At 36.8% G+C, this 24913-nt stretch carries 20 protein-coding genes; 11 read left to right on the forward strand and 9 right to left on the reverse strand.

From position 1 onward, the window contains the following. On the forward strand, positions 1–1198 hold a 1198-nt coding region (locus HMPREF2802_RS10085; protein WP_176744796.1), incomplete at its 5' end, for an LPXTG cell wall anchor domain-containing protein. A gap of 264 nt (positions 1199–1462) precedes the next feature. Continuing rightward, positions 1463–2815, forward strand: coding sequence for an alanine/glycine:cation symporter family protein (locus HMPREF2802_RS10090; RefSeq protein WP_070504207.1), 1353 nt, complete (start codon positions 1463–1465; stop codon positions 2813–2815). Positions 2816–2925: 110 nt separating this feature from the next. Here the strand turns inward: HMPREF2802_RS10090 and HMPREF2802_RS10095 are convergent, their stop codons facing one another. From HMPREF2802_RS10095 to HMPREF2802_RS10110, 4 genes are all read right to left on the reverse strand, one after another. Then, positions 2926–4176, reverse strand: a complete 1251-nt coding sequence (locus tag HMPREF2802_RS10095) for a Gfo/Idh/MocA family protein (protein ID WP_070504210.1) — start codon at positions 4174–4176, stop codon at positions 2926–2928. Positions 4177–4375: 199 nt separating this feature from the next. Next, positions 4376–6052 carry a hydantoinase B/oxoprolinase family protein gene (locus tag HMPREF2802_RS10100; protein WP_070504213.1) on the reverse strand — a complete coding sequence of 559 codons (1677 nt, stop codon included), beginning with the start codon at positions 6050–6052 and terminating at the stop codon, positions 4376–4378. After that, a complete protein-coding gene (locus HMPREF2802_RS10105) occupies positions 6042–8090 on the reverse strand; it encodes a hydantoinase/oxoprolinase family protein (protein ID WP_070504216.1) in 2049 nt (682 codons plus the stop codon). Before HMPREF2802_RS10105 ends, HMPREF2802_RS10100 begins: the two co-directional genes overlap by 11 nt. An 18-nt stretch (positions 8091–8108) precedes the next feature. After that, the gene (locus tag HMPREF2802_RS10110) at positions 8109–8636 is read right to left on the reverse strand and encodes a helix-turn-helix domain-containing protein (RefSeq protein WP_070504219.1); all 528 of its coding nucleotides are present in this window, start codon (positions 8634–8636) and stop codon (positions 8109–8111) included. A 180-nt stretch (positions 8637–8816) separates the two neighbouring features. On the opposite strand from HMPREF2802_RS10110, the gene HMPREF2802_RS10115 reads away from it, so the two are divergent. Beyond that, positions 8817–9515, forward strand: coding sequence for a phosphatase PAP2 family protein (locus HMPREF2802_RS10115; protein ID WP_070504223.1), 699 nt, complete (start codon positions 8817–8819; stop codon positions 9513–9515). 43 nt (positions 9516–9558) lie between these two features. Here HMPREF2802_RS10115 and icaC read toward each other — a convergent pair whose 3' ends face one another. The 3 genes from icaC to icaA all read right to left on the reverse strand — a co-directional run bounded on the left by icaC (position 9559) and on the right by icaA (position 12968). After that, positions 9559–10611, reverse strand: a complete 1053-nt coding sequence (gene icaC, locus HMPREF2802_RS10120; protein WP_070504226.1) for a polysaccharide intercellular adhesin biosynthesis/export protein IcaC — start codon at positions 10609–10611, stop codon at positions 9559–9561. Continuing rightward, positions 10608–11465 carry an intercellular adhesin biosynthesis polysaccharide N-deacetylase gene (gene icaB, locus HMPREF2802_RS10125; protein WP_242249959.1) on the reverse strand — a complete coding sequence of 286 codons (858 nt, stop codon included), beginning with the start codon at positions 11463–11465 and terminating at the stop codon, positions 10608–10610. Before icaB ends, icaC begins: the two co-directional genes overlap by 4 nt. Positions 11466–11741: 276 nt before the next feature. Next, entirely contained in the window at positions 11742–12968 is a 1227-nt protein-coding gene (gene icaA, locus HMPREF2802_RS10130) for a poly-beta-1,6 N-acetyl-D-glucosamine synthase IcaA (RefSeq protein ID WP_070504602.1), read from the reverse strand. A 587-nt stretch (positions 12969–13555) separates the two neighbouring features. Here icaA and HMPREF2802_RS10135 point away from each other — a divergent pair. Beyond that, positions 13556–16117 (forward strand): CDP-glycerol glycerophosphotransferase family protein, encoded by a 2562-nt coding sequence (locus tag HMPREF2802_RS10135; RefSeq protein ID WP_083307630.1) that lies wholly within the window; start codon positions 13556–13558, stop codon positions 16115–16117. A 13-nt stretch (positions 16118–16130) separates the two neighbouring features. After that, entirely contained in the window at positions 16131–18440 is a 2310-nt protein-coding gene (locus HMPREF2802_RS10140; protein ID WP_070504235.1) for a CDP-glycerol glycerophosphotransferase family protein, read from the forward strand. A 90-nt stretch (positions 18441–18530) separates the two neighbouring features. On the opposite strand, the gene HMPREF2802_RS10145 is transcribed toward HMPREF2802_RS10140, so the two are convergent. After that, positions 18531–19727 carry a putative glycoside hydrolase gene (locus HMPREF2802_RS10145; RefSeq protein WP_070504238.1) on the reverse strand — a complete coding sequence of 399 codons (1197 nt, stop codon included), beginning with the start codon at positions 19725–19727 and terminating at the stop codon, positions 18531–18533. Positions 19728–20054: 327 nt separating this feature from the next. Continuing rightward, positions 20055–20450: a hypothetical protein gene (locus tag HMPREF2802_RS10150; protein ID WP_070504241.1), complete on the reverse strand. Its 396-nt coding sequence runs from the start codon at positions 20448–20450 to the stop codon at positions 20055–20057. A gap of 149 nt (positions 20451–20599) precedes the next feature. Between HMPREF2802_RS10150 and HMPREF2802_RS10155 the strand changes: the two genes are divergently transcribed. From HMPREF2802_RS10155 to HMPREF2802_RS10180, 6 genes are all read left to right on the forward strand, one after another. After that, complete coding sequence (locus HMPREF2802_RS10155; RefSeq protein ID WP_049409999.1) at positions 20600–21199, forward strand: hypothetical protein; 600 nt, start codon at positions 20600–20602, stop codon at positions 21197–21199. A 181-nt stretch (positions 21200–21380) separates the two neighbouring features. Further along, positions 21381–21542: an epipeptide YydF family RiPP gene (locus HMPREF2802_RS10160; RefSeq protein WP_070504244.1), complete on the forward strand. Its 162-nt coding sequence runs from the start codon at positions 21381–21383 to the stop codon at positions 21540–21542. Positions 21543–21602: 60 nt separating this feature from the next. Beyond that, positions 21603–22565, forward strand: a complete 963-nt coding sequence (locus tag HMPREF2802_RS10165) for a YydG family radical SAM peptide epimerase (RefSeq protein ID WP_070504246.1) — start codon at positions 21603–21605, stop codon at positions 22563–22565. Further along, entirely contained in the window at positions 22546–23313 is a 768-nt protein-coding gene (locus HMPREF2802_RS10170) for a peptidase (RefSeq protein WP_070504248.1), read from the forward strand. The genes HMPREF2802_RS10165 and HMPREF2802_RS10170 overlap by 20 nt, the downstream gene beginning before the upstream one ends. Positions 23314–23323: 10 nt before the next feature. Then, positions 23324–23959 carry an ATP-binding cassette domain-containing protein gene (locus HMPREF2802_RS10175; RefSeq protein WP_070504251.1) on the forward strand — a complete coding sequence of 212 codons (636 nt, stop codon included), beginning with the start codon at positions 23324–23326 and terminating at the stop codon, positions 23957–23959. A 14-nt stretch (positions 23960–23973) separates the two neighbouring features. Beyond that, positions 23974–24696 carry a peptide ABC transporter permease gene (locus tag HMPREF2802_RS10180; protein WP_070504253.1) on the forward strand — a complete coding sequence of 241 codons (723 nt, stop codon included), beginning with the start codon at positions 23974–23976 and terminating at the stop codon, positions 24694–24696. Positions 24697–24913 lie beyond the last annotated feature (217 nt).

The raw sequence follows: 24913 nt of genomic DNA on the forward strand, positions 1-24913 counted from the left end.
AGATGTGAATGATTCAGACTCAAACGGTGTATCTGATGACATTGATAACCAACGTAACGAAGCACAAGCAGCTGTCAACGCAGCTAAAAATGCAGATCAAGCTGCACAAGATAAATTGAAAGAAGCGAATGCGGATGGTCTCATCACACCAGACGAACATGACGCACTAGAAAAAGCAAATCAAGAAGCAGCCGAGGCTAAACAAAACGCGAAAACTAAAGTCGATGGACTTCCTAGTGATCAACGCGGAGATATGCCAAGCGAACTCGATCAATTACATGGCATCGACATCCCTGACGTAAACGATTCAGATGCGAACGGTGTAGCTGACTCTATTGATGAACAACGCAACGAAGCTCAACAAGCAATCGACGCAGCTAAACGTGCAGACCAAATAGCCCAAGACAAGCTGAAAGAAGCGCAAGCAGACGGAATTATCACGCCTGCCGAGCATGATGAACTTGAAAAAGCGAACCAAGATGCAACTAATGCTAAACAGGTAGCACAAGACAAGGTCAATACGCTTCCTGATACTCAGAAAGCTATTTTACAACCAGAATTAGATGCGCTTCATGGCATTGAAGTTCCTCGAGTTAGTGAGCCAGAACCAGAAGAGCCAGAACCAAACAACCCAGATCAACCATCACAGCCACAGCCGTCTCAAGATCACTCTGGTGACGTGCCTCATTCTACACATCAAGAACAACCAGCAACTCATACGAATGATCAACCTGCTGGCAACACAACTAGCCAAACACGACCAACAGTGGATCAAGCTCAACACGCAGTAGATCAAGCACAGCAAGCAGATCACAATGCGAAAGAGAAATTACAACAAGCGATGGCTGATCAAGTAATAACAACTGATGAACAACACGACTTAGCCCAAGCTCAACAATCCGTAATAGCAGCTAAGCAAGAGGCACAAGCTCAAATAGATCAACTACCAGCTCAAGAACAGTCAACATTACAAGCTGAACTTGATACAGTAACTAATATCGAAATACCTTCGACTGGAGCACATCCAGCAGGTACGACACCGCAATCACCGAGTCATACAACATCTCAAGATGAAGACGCATTACCTGACACGGGTGAGCAAGCAACAAGTCAAGGCACGATATTAGGTTCAATGGCAGCCCTTATTGGTTCACTATTCTTGTTTAGAAAAAGAAGAAAACACAAAGATGAGCAATAATATTAGTTAGAGTTCCCTCCTCATATGGAGGGAGCTTTTTTAGTATGTGATGGAAATGTTTAAATAAATAATTTCAATTTAGAACTACGCCCTTATAATTTTCTAAATTATCCTCCCTACATCCCTACCTCTATTACTAAAATTGCAATTAATGTTTAATATGTATATACTTTTAACAAAGTAAGCGCTTACAACAAATTCATTTATTATAGATAATACATTTCATTTAATCAATGGACAGAAATATAGAGGGGGACCATTGTTATGAATAGAATTATGAGATTTACCGATTGGCTATGGGGATATCCAATTATCATTTTGTTACTCATTACAAGTATATTTTTAACGATTTACTTAAACTTTGTGCAGTTCAGGCATTTTATCTATATACTGAAACAAACATTTGGGAGATTTAATAAAGAAGCTAAAGGGGAAGGAACGATTACGCCTAAACAAGCACTAACTTCAGCACTTTCCTCGACGGTAGGTGCAGCAAACATTGTCGGAGTGCCTACCGCAATCATGATGGGAGGACCTGGGGCACTCTTCTGGATGTTAGTCATTGCCTTCTTGGGGATGGCGCTGAAATTTAGCGAGAATGTCTTGGGGATCGCTTATAGAGAGAAGAACAAAAAAGGCGAATTTGTCGGCGGCCCTACATATTACATGTATAAAGGCTTTAAGAATAAAAAGTTAGGAAAAACATTCGCGTATGTCTTTGCGTTTATCTTCATGGTGGAAATTATTGCTAGTGTGATGGTACAAGGGAATTCGGTAACAGCAAATATTAAAGATTCATTCCACATTAATCCACTCATTTCAGGTATTGTAATTGCTATGCTAACGGCATTAGTTGTTATAGGTGGTGTTAAGAGCATAGCTAACGTTACTGAAAAATTGGTGCCTATTATGGTGGGTTTATATTTAATATTAGGATTTATAATTATTGTGATAAATTTTCAAGCGATACCTGGTACTATAGGGTTAATCTTCAAAGAAGCCTTCTACCCGACATCTGTAGCTGGCGGCGGTATAGGAGCGGCCTTGGCTAGTACGATGAGATGGGGGTTTGCGAGAGGCGTCTATTCAAATGAAGCAGGGCTTGGATCTTCACCCATAGCACATGCAGCGGCTAAGACCGATCATCCAGTGAGACAAGCATTCTGGGGGATTGCCGAAATCATCGTTGATACCGTGCTAATCTGTACAACAACAGGTTTAGTCGTATTACTTTCTGGAGTTTGGAAAGAAGGTGGAGCTAAAGCACATTCTTCAGCACTTACAGCTCGAGCATATCACGAAGTATTTGGTTCTTGGGGGAGCACGTTGATTACTTTATCGATGTTCTTCTTCGTCTTCTCTACATTAATTGTGGTTATCTTCTATGGTTCTCGCATGGCAGAGTTTTTATTTGGTATTCCAGGTGGATGGGCACTCAAAGGGATCTATACCATCGCAATTATTCTTGGGGCAATAGGCGTGGGTAAACAGTTATGGGATTTATTAGATTTGGCCTTAGCATGTTTGTTGATTCCTAACGTTATTGCCGTGCTCATACTTTCACCTAAAGTGAAGCAGTTATATCAAGATTTCTTTTATAATTATTATGAGAAGTAATGTAAGTTAGTTAAAATGAATGGAAATTATCGATATTCACTTGTTATATAACATAGCCGAACGAGTCTCTCTGATCGTCGAGTTACTCATTCGGCTACTTTTATGCACTTTCACGTATACATTTCTTTAATTTTAACAGGCTTACCGCCATTTAATCTTGAATCTTCAGCCGCAAAGGCCATGAGATGACTCTTGAGCGACTCTCTCGCTGAAGTAAGGCTCTGCGTATGACTTTCTTCGAAGGCGTGAACCTGACGAACGAAATGTCTCATCAATTCTGAGTCACTGCCGCCGTGTCCTGAGTTCGAAACATTCACAGTAACTTGTTTCTGATCACCTGTTACAAAGTCAGATACTGTAAATTGGTTCGTCATCCATTTTCCGGAAATTTCGCCTTTAGTGCCGTTAATTTGGACTACGCGTGTATTATCGTGGGTAAGACCGCACATCGAGAACACAGCAGTCTCGCCGCCTTCAAACTCCATATTGACTACTTGATGATCCACAACGTTGTTATCCGAACGGTACACACACTTACCGTATGGCCCGTCTTTCAGAGCTTCAATGATACCTTCCCTAGAAACGTCATTTGTTACTTTCCGCGCCCAGTTAGAGTCACTTAAATAGAAATCTGGAGCGTAATACGGACATTGATCAGCAACTTCACAGCCATCTAAACAATATTCAGTGGAACCCTTAGGTGCATTATCTTCTTTAAAAAGTGAGAGTGAACCGTACGAATTAATAGATTTACAGTCACTATCTATTAACCAAGAAATGATATCCATATCATGACAAGATTTTTGTAAAATCATAGGACTCGCTAAATCAGAATTGCGCCAATTTCCGCGTACATAACTATGTGCCATATGTAAATGCCCTATATTTTCATTGAGCTGAATAGAGATGACTTTCCCAATATCCCCACGCGCAATACAATCTTTAATCGCAGACCAGAAAGGACTGTAACGCATAACATGACAAATTGTTAATAATCGATGGTTCTGTTCAGCCACTTTCGTCATTTCAACACATTCTTCGCGAGTTGGCGACATTGGCTTTTCAAGCAGCACATGATACCCCTTATTTAATGCTGCGATTGCCGGTTCGTAATGCAACTGATCTTGCATGCAAATCATCATTACATCAGCCATTTTAGACCGACTCAAGACATCCCTCCAGTCTTCAAAACGTTGATGGGATTCAATCTGATGTTTCTCCGCAAAGTAGTCACGTCGCACTTTATCCGGGTCAGCAACAGCCACGAACTCTATTTCATTAGGATGATCCAAGCTGTACGGACCATACGCATAAGCCCCTCTGTCTCCTGCGCCAAGTAATACAGCTGTTAATTTCTTCATACAAACTCTCCCCATTTTACCCATACATGATTGTTAACAGTTAGTGTGATTCACCACTTATTTTCATAAAAATACTATCCAACCTCATCTAAAAAGTCAATGACAGTAATATTTCATCACAACAAAGAGTTTCTCCATTCAAAGAGAAACTCTTTTTCAAGGTACTAATAAAATTTTCAATCAAAACGAAAACTAAATATTAAACATTGTATCCATAAATTTCTCTAGCTTGCTCTTCTGTGATGTAACCGTTCTTAATATCACTTGCGATTTTCTCTTGCGGACGTTGGTAAGGGTCCCCGTAACCTCCGCCTGTCGCAGTACGTAGAATGACTTTGTCACCTTTGTTGAGTGGATATTGATTGTATTTACCAAATGGACCATCGATTTCTCCATTTGCTTTCTCGATTAAGAACTCGTTATTAGAACCTTCATAGCCACCATTTGCGCCCCATGTGTTCTGCTTGTGGTGACCAAAACTTCCAGTAAAGAATTGACCATCAGTTAGCGCTTTGTAAGTACGGATAACACCTGCACCACCACGGTATTCACCAGCACCTTTGCCGTCTGTGCGCATACTGTATTCTTCAACTTGCACCCCATACGTACTTTCCGCAATTTCGACTGGTACGTTGAATGTTTCACCGTCTGAGATACAGAATTGACCTGTGTCTCCATCGAAACTATTGGAAGCACCCCATCCACCAACAGAAGGTTCTACAATTAAGAAATTTTCGTCTTTATCAGGTAATTTGCCTCCCATAATGACTACACAGACAGAGAGGAGATGTCCTGCCGTTAAACGGTTAGAAATGACAGGTTCTAGAACTTTCCAAATCGTTTCTGAGCCATATAACATAGATTCCCAGTACATAGAAACTGGGGCAGGACGTTTGGTTGAAATAATTGATCCCTCATCTGTGATAATCTTCAACGGTCGGAATGCACCATCATTCACTTCTTGAGAAGGGTTCGTGATTGCTAAGAATATTGTTCTGACTGCTGAAACGAGTCCTGTATAAGAACAGTTGATAGGACCTTGAACTTGTTTAGATGAGCCTCTGAAGTCACAAATAAATTCTTCTTCAGTAATCGTCAATTTGAGATTGATAGGGATTTGTTCATCAGAAATCCCGTCATCGTCGATTAATTCTTCAATTTCGTACGTTCCTTGTGGCATTTTTGAAATTTCGTTAATCGTCGCTTTTTCACCTTGGTCTAAGAATCTTTCCATGCTTTCTAAAATAGATTCAGTTGAGTATTTCTGACACAAGCCTTGGATACGTTTTTCACCCGTTTTAAGCGCAGCAATTTGAGCACGCATATCACCGATTGAAAGCTCAGGGAAGCGGACATTTGATTCAATAATTTTAACTAAAGCTTCATTCTCTACACCCTTGTCGTAAAGCTTTACACAAGGGAATTGGAGACCTTCTTGGTACACTTCAGTTGAGTTCGTAGACATTGAACCTGTGTCTTTACCGCCAACTTCAGTCCAGTGCGCTTTGTTGGCTACGAAAGAAACGAGTTCCCCATCTTGGAAGATTGGTAGGACGAGACCTACGTCACATAAGTGTGAACCGCCACCTTCGTAAGGGTCATTGATGAGAAAGACGTCACCTTCATGAATATCGTTACTATAGACGTTCAGCGTTTCTTTAACCATGAATGATAACATGCCGATGAACCCTGTGACCCCATTACCGATTGTCACTAGTTCCCCTTTCTTATTTGTTAAGCCACATGCGTAGTCGAGTACTTCGTAAATAATTGGGCTCATTGATGTGCGCGCCAGTGAAATAAACATTTCTTCACCAGTTGAGATAAGAGAGTCTTTGATTACTTCGTATGTGAAAGGGTCAGTATTATAGTTCATAATCATCGCCTCCAATGTGAATAATGATATTACCGAATTTATCTTTAACTGCTGAATCGTCGGTATTAATGAGAATTGTTGTAGTTTTTTCTTCAATTACTGCAGGACCCTGAATATCTTTTCCGATTTCGAGATATTCTCTGTCGTAAATTTTGACGTTTTTCCATCCTTCATTTTCAAAGTAGACATACCGTTCTTCTTTTATAGCATTTCCCTGCGGGATACTGATTTCTTTGATTTTCGGTTTATCAATTTTACCAATGGCACTTACCTTTAAATTTACAATTTCGATACCATTATCTTTGAGTGCATATGTGTAGAGCTGTTCATGTTTTTTATGAAAAGTATTTATGATTTCTGGTAAATTATGTTCTTCTATTTGATTATATGGCACAGTGACTTCGACAGGATGGTCTTGACCCTTATAACGTAAGTCGAGAGATTTTGTTACTATAATCTTGCCTTCTTCAATATCTTCATCATTTAAAGTATCTTTAGCTTCAGAAATTAAACTTTCGAACTTATGATTAATCTCGGTAAAATCAATATCTTGCGTATTTATTAAATATGTTTGTGCGTAGTCATGTCTTAAGTCAGACATCAACATCCCCCACGAAGCGAAGACACTTGAAGTAGCTGGCACAATCACTTTTTTAACCCCTAACTCACGCGCTAGATCTTGAGAATGCATTGGACCGCCTCCGCCTATTGCAACCATTGTAAAGTCTCGTGGGTCATAACCTTTTCTTACAGAAATTAATTTTAAGGCATTTAACATGTTCGAATTAGCTATTTTGATAATCCCCATAGCCGCACTATCTAATTCGACATCTAAATGATTTGTTATATATTTTTGAAATTGAAATTTCACATCATTAATTTGTATATTTGTATCAAAGTTTGCGATGTTTAAACGTCCAAGAAGTAAATTAGCATCTGTAGTAGTAGGTTCTTTGCCCCCTCTACCGTATGCAATTGGGCCTGGTTCAGCACCCGCAGATTTCGGACCTACTTTAATTGAACCACTTTCATCAAACCAGGCGATAGAACCACCACCGTTTCCAATTTCAACGATATCCACTACAGGTACTTTCATAGGATACCCTGCAAAGTTTTTTGTACGCTCTAAATGATAATCTGTAGTAACTTTGACATTGTTATTTTCAATAAGCGAACATTTCGCTGTAGTACCACCGATATCGAGAACGATGAGATTATCTTCACTAATCATCTCGCCGAGTATAGCTGCCCCAAATATACCTGAAACAGGCCCAGATTCTACCATGTTGATTGGTGCAATTTTAGCGTGGTCGAAGGTGCTCGTACCACCATTAGACTGCATGACGTAGTTATTCTTGTTGGAGCTGTTTTCCAAGATGTGATTTTCTAAATTTGTGAGATAGTCATTTGCGATTGGTTTCACTGAAGCGTTGAGTACTGCAGTTGATGTGCGTTCATATTCACGCCACTCATTATTTAATTCTGTAGAATAAGTTGTAGAGAATTCTGGATAATTCTGGTTAATGTATTCAGCAATTTGTTTTTCGTGATTATTATTTAAATAACTGTGAAGCAATGAAATAGCAATTGCTTTAACGTTTTCCTTTTTAAAATAAGCAATAATCTCGTCAATTTCATTAAAATCAACTTCACTAATAACTTCACCTTTGTAATTTAAACGTTCAGAAACTTCATGACGAAGATGACGTTCTACAATCGGTTCTGGTTTCTTATAGCGTACGTTAAACAAGTCAGGACGGTTACCTCTTGCGATTTCTAATACATCGCGGAAACCTTTTGTCGTAATAAGACCTGTTTTTACGCCATTCTTCTCTGTTAAGGCATTAATCACAATTGTTGTCCCGTGAATAAACATCTCAATATCTTTTAAATTGATATTGGCATTTTCGAGAACATCAAATATACCTTTCTCAAAATTTTTAGGCGTCGTATCAGATTTTCCATTAATCATATTACCGTCGTTGTCTAAGGCTACTAAATCTGTAAAAGTACCCCCAATGTCTGTAGCTACTCTCATTTACATTTCTCCCTTCAATTAGAATATCGCTGGCGTAACAACACTTAATGCCACTGCAGGTTCATCTGTATCATTCACATAGTAATGTGATAGTTTGGAAGGAACTCCTTCCTGAATAACATGCTTATGTTGGTCGAGATAGAAGGTGAGCTCCCCTTGAATGAGATAGTGTATCTCTTCGCCTTCATGCCGAGACCTTTCACTACAATCCCCAGGGTAAATAGTAATTATGAAGTTCTCTAACTTTCGATTTGGAAAGTCACTTGAAACACGTTTGAATTCTTGGTGTGAGTGATTGATTTTAAATGATTCAACATAGTCGGGGTGAATGTGAAATTGTGTCTCCAGTCGATGTTTAAAAAATGAAGTAATATCAACATCAAGCGCATTAGCAATATTACTCAATGATGTTATTGCTATTGAGGATGTGCCTCGTTCAACTTGTGATAAAAAGCTTGTTGACAAGCCAGTTTGAATACTTAACTGTTTGAGCGTCATCTGTCTTAGTTGTCTGAATTGCCTAATCATATAGCCAATTTCTTCCATAAAATACACCTTTCTTTTACAGTATTAGTGTAATTGATAACAATATAGCATAAAATAATACTTAATAAAAACAATATTCGGAAAATTCAACTATTTAATTAAACAGAACCGTATTCTCTTGCGCTTATACAACAATTATCGCTAATATTGAACTATACATAAGAAAAGGGGATACTCATCATGTTTGGAAAGTTAAAGTCAACAGCGACCTCTTCTGCTTTAGTCTTAACAGGCGCAACATTTCTCGGAGTTTCAGCAGGTCTCGGAGCAGGAGTGAAAGCACTACATCAATTAGATAAGAAAGTCAGAGATAAGTGGTATCAACGCTATGGGCGACCAAAGATGAACTTTAAGGATGGCAAGCTAAACAGTTATTATACAATCTTTGCGAAATACTTTGATATTCCTTCGATTCTTGGGATTATGGGAGCCATTTCGTCATTTATGTTCTACAAGAAATATTATGTAGTCAGTCTGTGGGTGCTCGGTGTTGTAGGTTCTGCAGGTGTTGTAGGTTTTATACAGAAAAATACTATCCAACGCTCCCGTCCATTCCAACACCTTGTACAAGATACAGGATATTCATTCCCAAGCGGTCATGCCGTTGCGAGTAGCGTCTTCTTCTCACTTATCACACTCGTACTCGTGCCCGTGATTAAAAGTCCTATAGCACAAGCGGTCACACTACCGGCAGTCTTAGGAACCTGGTTAAGTATTATTATGAGCCGATTCTACTTCCACGCACATTTCCTAACAGATGTAATCAGTGGCGTCGCATTCGGATCTTTCTGGGTACTTCTGTGTACAAAAGTTTATAAATGGTTACTACATCAAGACTTTCCATTTATGAGAATAGGAAAGACATTCTATATGAAATAATAAAAATAAAGGCATACCCCACGAGGTGAGGAGTATGCCTTTACTACTCATAATCCACATGCATCTTATACGGCTGTTTCCCCACTACAAAGCGACACACCCGAAACTGCCTCAACAACAATCCTACACCAATGCAAATTCCCAGTGTAAACAAGAGCGATATAGCCAAGAAGACGAGCGTCATATCCGTGAACGCCGCGAAATAATGATAAAGCGAATCAATAATCAACGGATGCAACAAATAGATAAAGAACGAGAATGTGCTAATAAGCTGAACTGACGAATAGAACAGTGTGTTGAAATGGGTAGCGACACCTAAGAGCAGTAAGAACATCACTGAACTATAGCACATCAAACCTGCGCTGAAACTTGTGACATACCAATAAATATGATGGCCGAAAGCGATGAATCCTAAATAACTGAGAATCGCCACGCCCAACACGATAAAGATATGTAAATTCAGAAATTGAATGATTTGATGATAATGGCGGCCGATATATCCTCCCATGAAAAAGAAGAAAATCCAGCCAAGGATGCATGTATTTTCACTAAACGGATAGAAAGCTGTGAAATATTTAGCGAAAACAGCATTCTCGTTATAAAGATGTAAGAAACTAAATTGAACAATAAAGCTAAGCACCAATACCGTTTTACTATCAAAAATGCGAGGTGACCCTTTGTACAGTAAGTAACTCAGAACGAAGAATTGCATGATAATCAGAATGAAATAGCCATGCCAGTGTCCTAAAATCACACTTTTCCACCATTCTTCTGTAAACGTATTACCTGTAATCTTATGCTCACTATAGGCATAGAAAGTCCCTACCAGTAAGTAAGGGCACAAGATATATTTGACCCGTTTCCAAAGATAGTGACGGTCGACCGTCTTATAATTTAAAGTCGTGAGCAGTTGAGACAAGATAATAAAGCTAGGTGTAGCAAAGATAATGATATTTTGAATGTAATAAAGTAATTTGAGCTCTGATGTCTCGCTGTCTTCCACATGTCCCATGTATTGCGTGAGAATATGTACGAGAACGATTAAGATACAGATGAATGCTCTGAAATAGGTTAATTCTGTCTTGTAATGAGTCATGAGTGAAATCCTGTCCACCCCTTGATGAGTCGTTCGAATGAATCTCGACTCACTAATATTCGGGGTATTTTGTAATTATTGCATGTAGGTTCAATCACTTTGTCGACTTCTGTAAAGCCGTAGTGAATACCGTTTGTTTCGAGTACTTCGATGTTGCGTTCGTTTAATTTACCATACGGATAGGCAATGCTTTGATTATCTTCGTTAAAATGTTTCTTCAAAAATGCATTGCTGGCTTGAATATCTGAAGTTAAGACAGCCTTTGAGACGGACGTCATGTTGGCGTTCTTTCCTTTTAACCCATGTAAGTCATGCGAGTGAGAGCTAAAATTCCATCGACCTGAACAGTGGAGTTCTTTAAGTTCTGCTAATGTAAGTAAGTCAAGATTATGGAAATCATGATCACCTACATGCCCGGTGATGAGAAATCCAGTGGCCGGGATGTCATATTTCTTAAGAATGGGTTGTGCGTTGTACAAAGTCGTATCATCCATGTCATCAAAGCTAATCCACACACTTCGAGGAGGGAAGTGACCTTGTGATTTGTACTTTAAGAGTTCAGCCTCTGTGAGAAAGTGTGCGTTGTGGGCATGAAGCCACGCCATTTGCGCTTCAAACTCTTGTTTCGTCACGCTATAGGTGTTGAGTTCCTTACTATTTGAGAACCATTGCATAAAGCGTTCGAGCAAGCTACCATCTCGAACACGATGGTAAGTGAGTGCGATAGCTGCATTAGGGTTTGAACTGAGTTCTGAGTGTGTATCCGCTGCCTTTGCAGAACTTGCGCACATCGTTTCGCATAAGCATAAGAGTAGAGTGAGACAGACAATGAAGAGCTTATGTACGCGTCTCAAAGTTAGTAGCCTCTTTTACCACACACAAATCTTTGTATGATATAGCACGTCGTAAATATCACGATAGCTATGATTGAAAACAAGAGCATCGTGCGCAGGAGTTGTTCGATGTCATTCGCCTCCAAATTTAAAGTTACCCGGGTTAATAAGACGGAAGGGAGTGTGACCGCACTATTGTTCCCACGAAAAGGATGAAGGCGATGATGCAGTAGAGCCAGAATCCTAAGCTGAATATTAAGATGACACCTTCACGTAGAAGGTTTAAACCGAGATGCGCTATTCTTCGTTTCGACGTTCCGGACTTGTCCATGTTGCAAATGCTCCTTTCTTTCGACGCAATGCTTTCGGTAATGCTACAATGGCGACTAATGCATTGAGCAGCCAGTAGAATACGGGATACCAACTTAAAAAGATAAATGTAATCAGATTGAGTTTCTCATAGCGACTGTCGATGAGAAGGGAGACGGTGAACTGTAAGACGTTGATAAATGTCAGAACTAGTGCCGGTAATAAGATGAGCGTAAATTGATATTCTAGGTAGTAAATGTCTAAGAAGTTGATATGTAGAATCATCCAACATAGGGCACCGATAATCCAATATACCCATATCAAAGATAGCGTTTGTTCAATAATCAGAGTGAAGAGTGGAATATTAATCGCTCTTAACCCGTGTTTCCAGTCGCGAATCAATACTTCCTGTCCACCTTGTGCCCATCGGATACGCTGTTTCCATAAATCTCCAATCGTTTCTGGCACCAACATCCAGCAAAGTGCGCGAGGCTCGTACTTAATCGTGTATTTATGTAAGTGGAATTTCCAGGAAATCGCAATATCTTCTGTGATCATGTCAATATCCCATTTGCCGACGTGTTCCACCGCGCTTTTACGAAAGAGGGTGAAGACCCCAGAAATCGTATTGATCTTACCTATGACAGATTGGGCACGTTTAATCCCACCGACCATGCTCGTGTATTCGATCGCTTGAATCTTACCGAGAAGCGATCTCTTGTTACGAATACGCGGATTGCCTGTGACTGCTGCCAATTGACTATCATTTTTAAAATGCTGAATCATGTAATATGGTCCATCATTATCGATAATCGTATCTGCATCAATGACCATTACATAATCAAATTTCGCATGATTAATCCCTTCATTAAGTGCATTTGCCTTCCCTTTGTTATCCCGTAAATTAATAAATTTAAAATCAATTTCGTGAGCGAGCTGTTCTAATATACGAGCTGAATGATCTGAGCTCCCATCGTTAATGACAATAATCTCTTTATTAGGGAATTCTAGATTATAGACATTCAATATCGTATCTTTAATCGTCGTTTCTTCGTTATAGCAAGGAATGAGAAAGGAGATACCCATGTCACCGATATCCTTGTCGACTTTACGCTTTAACTTACGCTCGTAACATGCGACATAGTACACAGTACCTACAATCCAATAAATGGACATAAAGAGCGGATACATCAGTGGAAATAGTAAGATGTCCATCATGTTCTGTTCTACCTTCCGTTAATCAGTCAATTGAATTGTAATACACTTAAATCAAAATTACAATCGCTAAACTATTAAATTGATGTGACGCAAAACAATAATAATATTAACTAGTAATTAATTTATTTCTCAACTTTTGCCTATGGAATTAAAGTGAGATTTATGAGGTTGAATAAAATTATTGAGAGTAAACCTACTTTAAATAGTAATGAACTAGGAATTTAAAGCCACTTTATAAGAAGTGAGCTATTTTGAGAATGCAACGTAAAGAAAGTTGTTTAAATCACAGTAGTGTTTAAACGAATAAATATTTTAGTATTTTTGAGAAAAAGTTGTTTGTTTTTACTGTTACCGACAAAAGATATAGAATATAATATAGTAATCAATAAATATAAGAACAGTCACATTTAATGAACTAGCATCAAAATTCAATACAACGTTAAGTGGTAGGGATTTTGATTAGGGAATCATTTGTGAGGTAAGGCACTCAGAGGAAGTGTCATTACCGTTAGAAGACCCATATAAGCCCTATGTCTCTACAAATTCAAATATTAGATGAAATTAGTTTCAGGAGGGACGCGAGGGTGTTACAACAACTTAAACAACGCCTAGTGAAGCAATTTGTTGTTCAAAGTATTTATCTAGGCGAAGAATACATCACTATTGATTGTACATATAAGAACTTTCTACGCTTGAATGCGAAACAACTAACGATTACGGCGAATGGCCAACCGATTGATTTCGAAGTGACCTCTCACTCACGTAATGCGTTAGTACTTCAACTACCTACTCAAATTCTTCATAGCACTCAGTCACAACTACATATTGCTTTAGCGCATAATGGCAAGCGTTTATGGTTACAAGCAGGTGATCGCCTTGAGGTAATGCAAGGTCTTAACGGAGGTTTATATCAACTTGAGGTAGATCAACAGATTGTCCTTCAGCATTTACAGCTAGGTTATACCTACATCAACGAACCTTGTCCGGTGCATTTTAGTAAGGCTGGAGATGAGCTCGAAGTGACAGACGGCTCAAATCATTCAACGCCGATCGAAGCATTGGTCTTGCTGAACTCTCAACATATGAAGACGTTGGACTGTCATGCTGGCAAGGTCAATGTCGCATATATTCAAGAGAAGATCGCGCAAGAGGCGTTCTATGTGTATGCGGTAAAAGGACTTGAACTGTATCCGATTGAAGTCTCAATGCCGCTGACGTTCAAGCGTTATTTCATGGAGTATCATTTGAGTCGAAATATACTCACTATCAATCGTGTATTCTACGAAGTGTCTGACGTTCAAATTACGCAATTGGCCGACGAGAACCATCTCAATATTGCGTTTGAAACGCCATATACGATGCAAGAGGAGGATGAGGTTCAACTCGGTATCGTCGACGTGAACTACAGTCAGGTGCAGTTCTTAGATACGACGATTGGTTTAAATAAGGTGTCTGCGAAATTAGATTTATCGACGATAGAGAGTGTTAAAACGAAGAAAGTCTTCATCTGTATTAATGAACATACGTATCTATTGACGGCAGAGTCAGTGAAATTCAAGACGTTCCACACTTTAGAAGATGAGATTTATCAATTAAATATCAATAGTCGTAACGGTATGACGTTAAAATATCGTAAACCGAAGTTCAAAGTGGGCGTCAACTCTTATGACGACCAGCACTTAAATATTTATTTCCAACCGCATGCAGTGTATCAACACTGTAATTACTATTTAACGTTTGAAGAGCGAGAGTCTGAACAGACGTGGTCACAGCCGATTGAACGTGGTGAACAGAATGTGTCGCTCGATTATCAACGTTTGTCTGAACTGTTAACGAAGAAGAAATCGATTATCGATGTGTTCGTGACAGTTTATGATGGCGAAACGTTAGTGAGAAAGCAAAAGATTAAATACAAGACAGGTATTTATAAAAAAGATAAGGTTCAAACACTGGTTGAACAAGCCTTTGGAGCGCGTACCGTCTACTTTATGATGACGCTCACACCTTTTAAAAATATCAAATTTGAAACGTTCGATTTATCAGCTCGTGAATTACAAGTCTTGAATGACAACAACGTTAAAAATAACAATATTTGGATGATTGGCGAACGCACGGATACTGCGCAAGAAAGTGGTATTCAAATGTTCAAGTGGTTACAAGAACACACAGATGTGGAAGCGTATTACGTCATCGATGAAACGTCTGAAGACTATGCAGGGATTCAACATTTAGATCACGTGTTACGTTTCGGTTCAGAAGAACATCTCCGTATCGCACCACAAGCACAAGTGCTCATGTGTACGCATGATATTGAGAACATTATGCCATACAAAGCAGCTCCTGGTTTCTGGGGTTACGAAGATACGACCAAGATCTTCCTTCAACATGGTGTGCTTGGACGTAAAAATGTGGAATATCATCGCAAGTATTATGAATCACCATTTGATTTATTTAACGTCTCAAGCGACTACGAGAAACGAGATGTCGTGATGCAAGAGATGGGCTATAAAGATGAAGAGGTAGCTGTCACAGGCTTACCACGCTTTGACCGTCTTCCACTTGAACCGCGTAAAGAAATTAAGCGCGTGTTAATCATGCCGACATGGCGCGATTGGTTGAACTCTACAGAGGCGTTTACCCATAGTGAGTACTTAAAGCGCTATATGAGTTTGATTAATAATGAGCAATTGCTGAAGTTAAGCGAGCAGTATCAGCTTGAATTGAATTTCTACCCGCATTATCGCGCGCAAAGTTTCTTTAAGATGTACTTAGAGGACAACGCGACGTCGCAAGTCAATTACGTTGAGCTCGGTAAAGAAACTGTACAGGATTTATTGATTAATCATGATTTACTCATTACGGATTATAGTTCTGTTAGCTTCGATTTCTCTTATATGAACAAGCCTGTACTGTTCTACCACTTTGATGTGGCGCATTTCTTTAGAAAGGGTATCCTAAGACCGATTAACGATACCTTTATCGGGGATATTGCTTATTCTGAAAATGAGTTGATTTATAACATCGAGGCTGCGCTGAAACGTACACACGGTCCGATAGGCGATAGAAACCTTATTTTTAATCATATAGATCATCATAATTGCGAGCGTGTGTATGAGGCGATTATGACGAAGGTACAAGAACATTAGAGGAGCTAGAGAGATGATAGAATTAGTTAAATTTAATGTGAACTACGGTTCAATTCAAGAGCAGTTACCACAACAACTCGTCTTTACTGTGCGTAATGAGAAGACATGGCGTATTCAGGCTTCCCAACTTGATGGTTCAGAGTTCAAGTTGGGGAAAACTGCTTACCCAGACGGACTCATTGCGATATTTGAATATCAAGAAAACGTTTATTATGTTCATTCGAAAAATCATAAAGTGTACTGTACACCGTATTTAAATAATAAGACGGAAGGCAGTCTCAATATTTCAATTCAAGCATTACATGAGCGTTTTGAAGTGACGCCAACTGAACTGAGTTATCAGATTAGAGATACGTACAATGATGTCGCAGTTGAGCTCGATTACAGCACGCTATTCGAGGTAGGACGTAAGCCATGGATTACAGATGAAGTCAATCGTGAGGGCGACCCTGCGATTTTTATTAAAATCCAGTACGTCTCGGACTTCACTTTCTTAGAATATACGCATGCTAAACGTGATTTTTCTTTTAAAACACATCATATTGATGTGATTTCAGATTCTGAATTGCAATTCGATTTTAATAGTGCGAATGAATTCGTAGTTTGGACATCAACACACCAACAGCGCATTCGTCTCAGTAATTTGAAAAAGGATAAAGACGCACGTCTAGATGATGACTTTTTACGCTATCAAACGCGTCCAGTGTATTTAAAATTAGATAATCGTTTGTATATTATCAGTTATCGCAATGGCAAGCTTAGTATCAAGACAGATAAAGAGAATGACTTACTTTATCAACGTAGTGAGATTAAAGTGCAGAAGTCACTACGACATATCATCTTTAGTGGTCAAATTGATTATCATGCGACGATTCGACCTACGGAGTTAGTGACGAAAGCTGGGGAGTCGCTCGGTAAGGTGAAATGGTCTCGCTCGGGTCAGTTTGAGGCGAAAGTGAAGATCAAGCAGTTGCCACATCTTACTCAAATTCACAACACAGTATTTATGGCATTGAATGGTAAGATGGTTCATCCACTTCATCAAATGAAACAGCTAAATGACCAAGATAAAGTCGTGCGCACGTTTAACTATAAAGGGCATGCGATTATTGTTCGTCGAAATGCGGCGAATAATTTATCGATTGGCAACCTACCAGCATTGAAGATTTATCAACCATGGCATAAGTGGAAGATTAGTATGGCTGCGAAAGTGGCGCCAATCGTTAAGTTCTTGATGGGACGTCGCAATGTGAATGTGTATTTTGAAAAAGAAGCTTCTAAAGCTGTTGAATCTGGAAAATACGTATTTGAAGCGGCAGCCAGTGATCGTAGCACGAAAGCAACGAATCGCTTTATCTTAGACCGCACGTCTCCGCAATACAAAGAGATGAAGAAGAAGTGGGGCAAGAAGATTGTTGAACGCTTTAGCTTTAAAAATTATCTCTATGTCTTCCTCGCGGATTATTTTATTGCCAGTGAATTGAGTAATCATGCGATTAACACACGCATTTTCAATGATCGTTTAAATCGTAAAATTCAAGCGACACCGCTGTATTTCTTGCAACATGGTATTACATTTTTAAAACCACGTGGAGATTCGAAAAATGTAGGATTCCATAAAAAGAACATGACTAACAATGTGGTGAAATCCGTCGTAAGTTCAGAAGTTGAAGCTAAAATCTTTAATGAATTAGGGTATAACGATTTCGAATTGATGAAAACAGGGATGCCGAAATTCGACAATGCCCAACTCTCGCCGAATGCCAACAAGATAACTTATATGCCGACTTGGCGTCCGTGGGAAGAATCAGCTGTCGTAAACGGTGACATTAAGAAGACGACGTACTATCAGTCCATGGTAGAAGTGATTCAAGCCTTTGAACAGGCTGGATTGCTAGACCGTTTACAAATCGCAGCTCACAACAAATTTGCGCATTATGCGAAAGATTTATTTAAAGACTATGCCGATTTATTTGTCGAAGATCCGACAGATACATTGAAGAATTCCGTAATCTATATCACTGATATTTCTTCGATTATCTTTGATGCGATTAATCATGGGGCTTTCCCAATCTTCTATTGGAAAGAGTTTGAGGACATTATTGCTAAGCATGGAGGAACGACGCCAGCTAATCGTGATAACGTGCCAGGTGTAGTTGCTGATGATGAGCATGATCTCGTCGCATTAGTGCAAAAAGCGATAAATACAAATTATCACTTACCGGAAAAAGTACGTTACAATTACCGTCAAATCAATGAATTTAATGATAATCGCAATACTGAACGTGTCATTCAAGAATTAAAAAATGATAAAGTACTATAAGTTTGAAAATAGAGTAGAAGGTTATATAAAATATTAAAAATGCGCTAGTGGTTGAGAGAGTAACCCTTACACTAGCGCATACTCTTATGCTTATTTATTATTGTCTTTATCTTTGTGGGTCTTATCTTCTTTTTGAGCTGGTGAATAGTCGACGCCTTTCGTATACTCATTGGATGCATCCCAGAGCAGGAATTCGTTGATACCGTGATCTTTCAGTGCTTGAATTTGATCTTGTACGGCTTGAGCATCGTATTCTTTGTAGTTACCCTCGCCAAGGTAGCTTGCTGTGAAATCTTGTAACCAAGGACGAGATTGTGGTTGATGTTTTCCAGCTTTTTTCAACACATCATGTTCACGATCTAAATATTTGTCTACAGTTTTGTACGGTTCGAGGTCAGGGTGGGCAATGCCGAAATCATTCGGACTCCAGTGAGATGGATAGACCATTGAAGAAATCACATCGACATTACCAGCAATTTTAGGGAAACTTTGGCCAATACCTGGTGCTTCTTCAACAGTTGCTGAATAACCGAACACGTCTGCACCAGTCTTCACATCCAATTTATGTAATGATTTGCGTGCAGTTTTTAAGAAATCAGTAATCGTCTCCACACGTTGTTGTGTATGGTCAGTATCATCGCCCTTATATTTACCGTTAGAGTAGGACAGTTCAGTGTCCATGTTCTCAAAGCCTTCAGGGAAGCGGACATAGTCGAATTGCACTTCTTGGAAACCGGCATTTGCGGCTGCTTTAGCGACATTAATATTGTAATCCCAGACTTTTTTACTGAAAGGATTGATAAATTTATCGCCGCCATCACTTTCCCAAACCTCGCCATCCTTCTTCTTGAACGACCATTCAGGGTGCTCTTCAGCGAGTTTAGAATCTTTAAAAGTCACGATGCGCGCAATAGAATAAATGTGATTCTGCTTTAACGTCTTCATTAATTTCTTCAAATTTACGCTCTCTTGGGTATTCTTCTGAATCAATTTATTATCAGAGTTTAAATTCATTGTGATATTTCCGCTATCGTCTTTCACATCAATGACCATCGTATTTAAATCAGTATCATTGATAAAATCGATAAGTTCATCAAACTTCTTACCTTTGAGTGAATTCGGTGTTACATAAATCCCTTTAACTCCATCTTTTGGATATTTCACTTCATTTTTCTTCGCTTGTTCTGATTTAGCAGAGTGCTGTTTATCAGATTTCGAATCATCTGTTGTACCACAGGCAGATAGCACGAGCACACCGGCAGCGAGTGCAGTCAACAAACGCTTCATTTTACGTCATCCCCTTAGTTTTATTTGAATAGTTATTTAATGTATAGATGAAATAAATAACTTCCATTCAATCATATTTTATCTAAGCCATAGAAGTTCAACAATTATTGAATCTTTTTGTCACAATAAATATAAAAAAGGGTGTGAGACAGAAATCGATATGATTTCGTAGTCTCACCCCTGCAAAGGTGTCTCATACTTGAGACAGTGCTAGCTATCTCAAGTTCAAACAGCTACTGCGAAGAGCAATAGTTAATATATTCATCGATTCTTCGTCTAAGAGCTTTAAAATATCAGTTATAAACACCCCGTAGACTGCGGGAAGTCTTAAACAAATTGTCCGTTCTCATAGATAACGCGTTCTTTCTCACCTTTAATAAACGCATTGAAGTTCTTGTTATTAAAGTCAGTGAGTAGTGTTCTTGATGTTTTATACTGAAGGCTTTCGTTATCTTTACTTTCAACTAACATTTTTCGGAAAAAGAAGCCTTTTTTCAAAGTAACACGTTTGAGTTGACTGTAATCTAATATATCTGCATTTTTAATTTCAAAATCTTTAAAACCTACTTCTGTAATAGCGAGTAAATCATCATCAAAATAATAAACTTCAAGATTATGTTGTCCCCTTTGACCTACCAACATACGTCCAGATCTAAATGTATGATCAGGTCTCTTTAAAGATAAATAATCTAATATATCGTTTTCGCGAACTTTCATATTCATAGTTGTATACCCCTTATATATTTATTATTTTAATTATATTATAGCGTAGATAAACAATGATTGAAACCGCTTTCTAAAATTTTTATAATAAAGTTGAACAGAAAATAGAGATAAGCTGTTTTTAAACCAAACATTTGAGGAGTGATGATATGAGTGAGTTTTTAGCAGCTATCGCCGGAGGTATCTTATCCCTTGTGGGTACGATATTTATGATGAAATGGCAATTTAAGCGAGAAGATGACATACGAAATAAAGATTATGATAATGAAATTATTAGTATGATTGATCTCGTTACATATAAAGCTGCAAAAGTCAGAAATACAGAATTTACTTATAAAAATGCGAATTATAATCAGCCTTTTACTACCGATCGTTTCACGGAAACCAAGCATTACTTTAAGCTCTTAGATGATCAGCTTCAAGAACTGATTCTGAAAGTCAGTCATCACAGCGATAACCCACATGATAAAATTCAAAAGTTATTACAACATTATGAGCCTGTTGAGAAACAGTTCAATACGTTAACCATTGCATTTGAGATCTACACAAACAACTTTGAACACACTGATCGTAACGCACTCGTTAATTCCAAACGTAAATTAGATGAGAATATCGGTAATTTTATTGAGAATATTAGTCGATTCGCAGGAGCAGAGTATCATCACAGTGTGTATCAGCCCGCACTCAATCCATTAGTTAATAAAGCAGATGCGATTACACTAAATAATGGAAATTATAATAAGAAATAGATAAGAAAAACTTCGACTCAGATTTAGTGGTGAGTCGAAGTTTTTTAATTGATGATTTATCACTCTTTAATATTGTTAAACATTTTTGAGAAAAACAAAAGTTATATTTCACAAAAAGTACATATTTAATTAAAATATATATGATAAGATTAAATTAGTTAAAGTGAAAGGAGATGATATCATGAAAAAAGTTTTAGCAAAGAAAGAAGATCGAAAAGATTTGATGAAAAACTTAGAATTCGAAAAATTAGTTAATGATTCAGAAAAATTAGCTAAAGTTAATGATTTATGGTACTTCGTCAAATCAAAAGGTAATCGTTGGGTAGTAGGAAGCGGCCATTAAAACTAAGTACAAACGGAGAATTTAATTTCTCCGTTTGTACAATTTAAGGGGTTAAATCTAATGTACAATAAGAGTGTTTCTATTAATTTAAGTTCAAAATGTAACGCTGAATGTGCACATTGTTGTTTTTCATGTTCACCTAAATCAAATCAAAAAATGTCAAATGCTAGCATAGAAAAAATTATTATAGATTTTTGTCAAAATAAAGATGTTGAAGTTATATCTTTTACTGGTGGAGAAATATTTTTGAATTATGATTATCTAGAAAGTCTACTTAAAATAACTAAGTCTTATGATAAAAAAGTGACGTTAATATCTAATGGTTTTTGGGGTGCGAGTAGAAGATTATTGAAAAAATATTTTTCTGATTTCCAAAAATATAATGTTATTGCATTAACAATTAGTTATGATGAGTTTCATGCTCCATTTGTAAAACTTAATAGTGTAAAAAGAATATTTGAATACAGATTAGAATACCCTAATATTGATGTATCACTTAATATGGCTGTAACAAAAGATAAAATGTCAGATGAAATCATAAAAAATTTGGGTAGTGCGATAATAGGAATAAAAATAACCAAATTTCCATTAATATCGGTGGGAGCAGCTAAATGCAATATCCCAGATGATATGATACATAATTTTTATGATATAGATAAGGATGAGAAGTTATTACGCTGTCCTGGATACGAAATTGTATATCATCATGATGGTGAGATATATCCTTGCTGTTCTCCAGCAATATTCGAAACAGAATTATCTTTAAGAGAAGATCAGAATCAAGGACTTGAAAGAACAATTGAAAAATTAAATTCAAACTTGCTATTTTATATTATTCGAAGAGAAGGTTTAAGTTGGTTCGTAAAGATACTGAAGGATAATAACTTACTATATGAATTCGATATACCTAGCGAATTTTCATCTGTTTGTAGTGTATGCTGTAAACTCTTTAACTCTATAGAAAAGATTAACTTCTTTAAACCATATATGGAAGAATATTATTATGAAACCTTTGAAGTATGAAAATGATAAATATGAAATTTTTGTACAAAATCATATTTTCATTAAGGATAAAGAAACAAATAAATATTTTCGTAATAAACTAAGTTCTATTGATTCTCATTCTTTAAAAGATTTTAGAGAGTATAAAGAAAAGATAAGTAATTTCGCTTTTTGGAGCTATATATTATTTCTCATAATGATGATATGTTTTAATAACTTATACCTCTTGAATTTACAAAAAGAGATAGTACCTTACTTCAATGCTAAAATAGTCATAGTTTTAATTTTATATTTTATTACAAACATAGTTTTACATGAATTAGGTCATATTTATTCATTGAAATACTTTGGAAAAAAGTTTGATAAGATAGGTGTAAAATTAAATTATTTAATTTTTCCAGCAGTGTTTGTTCAAATGAATGAGACATATATGTTATCTAGAATAGATAAAATTGTTGTTCATTCAGCTGGAATATTTATTAACTTTACAATTATTAATATAATACAATTAATAAATGAATTCACTTTACACTCATATACACTTAGTTTAGCGTTTATATTTTTCTCATCAACAATGATTTGGAATTTAGTGCCTTTACTAAATTCAGATGGATATAAGATTATGTTAGCTTCCTTGTCATTAGACGAATTTTCTCATGTTACAAAAAATCATTGGTTAGTAATTATTTTTCAAACTATTGGTTTATTGATTGCTTTAAATACTCTAATACATTGGTTAATATACTGGGGTTTATATTTCTTATCATAGGAGTGAAAAAATGAAGATAGATAATTACTCTTTAACGGTAAAAGGAAAGACTTTAATTGAAAATAGTAATCTAAGCTTTTATTCTGGAACGATTAATCACATTGTCGGAAAGAATGGAGTTGGAAAGTCTCAGTTGGCAAAAGATTTAGTATTAAATAATAGCGGTAATGTTCCTAAAAATATTTCCAGTAAAAGTACTTTAATTTCGAGTTCAACGAGCGTTCCAGAAGATATTACTAAAGATTTTTTATTGAAACTATTGAAAAACAAATTCAGCCGATCTGAAGATTTATTTAGCAATATATATCAAATATTAGATATAGACTCTATTCCTTCTAGAGTACTAATTAAAAATCTTAGTGATGGTCAGAAACAAAAACTGAAATTTTTAAGTTTTCTACTCGAAGACAATCAATTAGTGATTTTGGATGAGGTAACCAATGCTTTAGATAAGAAGACGGTTACCGAAATACAAGAATTTTTGAACATCTTTATAAAAGAACATCCAAATAAAACGATTATCAATATTACTCATAATTTATCAGACTTAAAAAATATATCTGGTAAATATTTCGCCTTGCAAGACAGAGGTATTCAAGAGTATCAATCTAAAGATGACTTAATTCAAGATTATATTAATCTGTAAAAAGGGGAAGAATAATGAAATTGGAATTTAAAAAAAGTTTAACCAACAAAATAGTATTAATTCTTTGCGTTTTATTTTTATTTCTTTTTTTACTGGGTTACTTTCTACCTGTAGGAATTGATAAAGTAAAGCACCTTGGATATGGTCAGTACTTTTTTAGTGCATATACTGTAGCGACAGAATTTGGTTTCTTACTATTTTCATTTATCATCGCTTACTTTATTAACAAAGAGTATTCAAACAAAAATACGCTTTTTTATAAACTTATCGGTGATAATGTGTACACTTTCTTTTATAAAAAGGCACTCGTATTATTTGTTGAATGCTTTCTCATAATTTGGATATTTATTACTGTAATTTCTTTGATATTCGGTGATTTCACACATTATCTATTACTATTATTGTTATTTGGATTAGTTATATTGCAGTATATTCTAATCATAGGCACGATAAGTATGCTATTTTCTAATATATTGCTTAGTATAGGTATAAGTATTGTGTTTTGGATTGGGTCTATTATTTTAGTAGCAGTTAATAAAAGTATATTCGGCATTATAGCACCATTTGAGGCTAGCAACACCATGTATAATAGAGTTAATAAAATACTACAAAACGATACGCAATTTTTAAGTTCTCATAATGTAATAACATTAGTTATCTTTTTCGTTGCATTATTTATTATTAACTTTATTGTACTTACTTTAGCTAAAAAACGATGGTTAAGATTAGGACTTTAAATATCTATCATCAATGAGTTTGGGACAAGAAATAAGAAAGTGTTAAATGATGAAGTAATTCATGATTAAAATGAAAGGCACTTGATCTTGTCTCAAACTCTTTTACTTATTTTGAGTTTCAAATGAACTTTAAATATTTTTAATATTGTGTATAATAAATATGAAAGGGCTTACATACAAATATTATTTCTTTTACGACTATAAATAATACATAAAA

Source organism: Staphylococcus sp. HMSC071G07 (assembly GCF_001811435.1).
GTDB lineage: Bacteria > Bacillota > Bacilli > Staphylococcales > Staphylococcaceae > Staphylococcus > Staphylococcus pettenkoferi.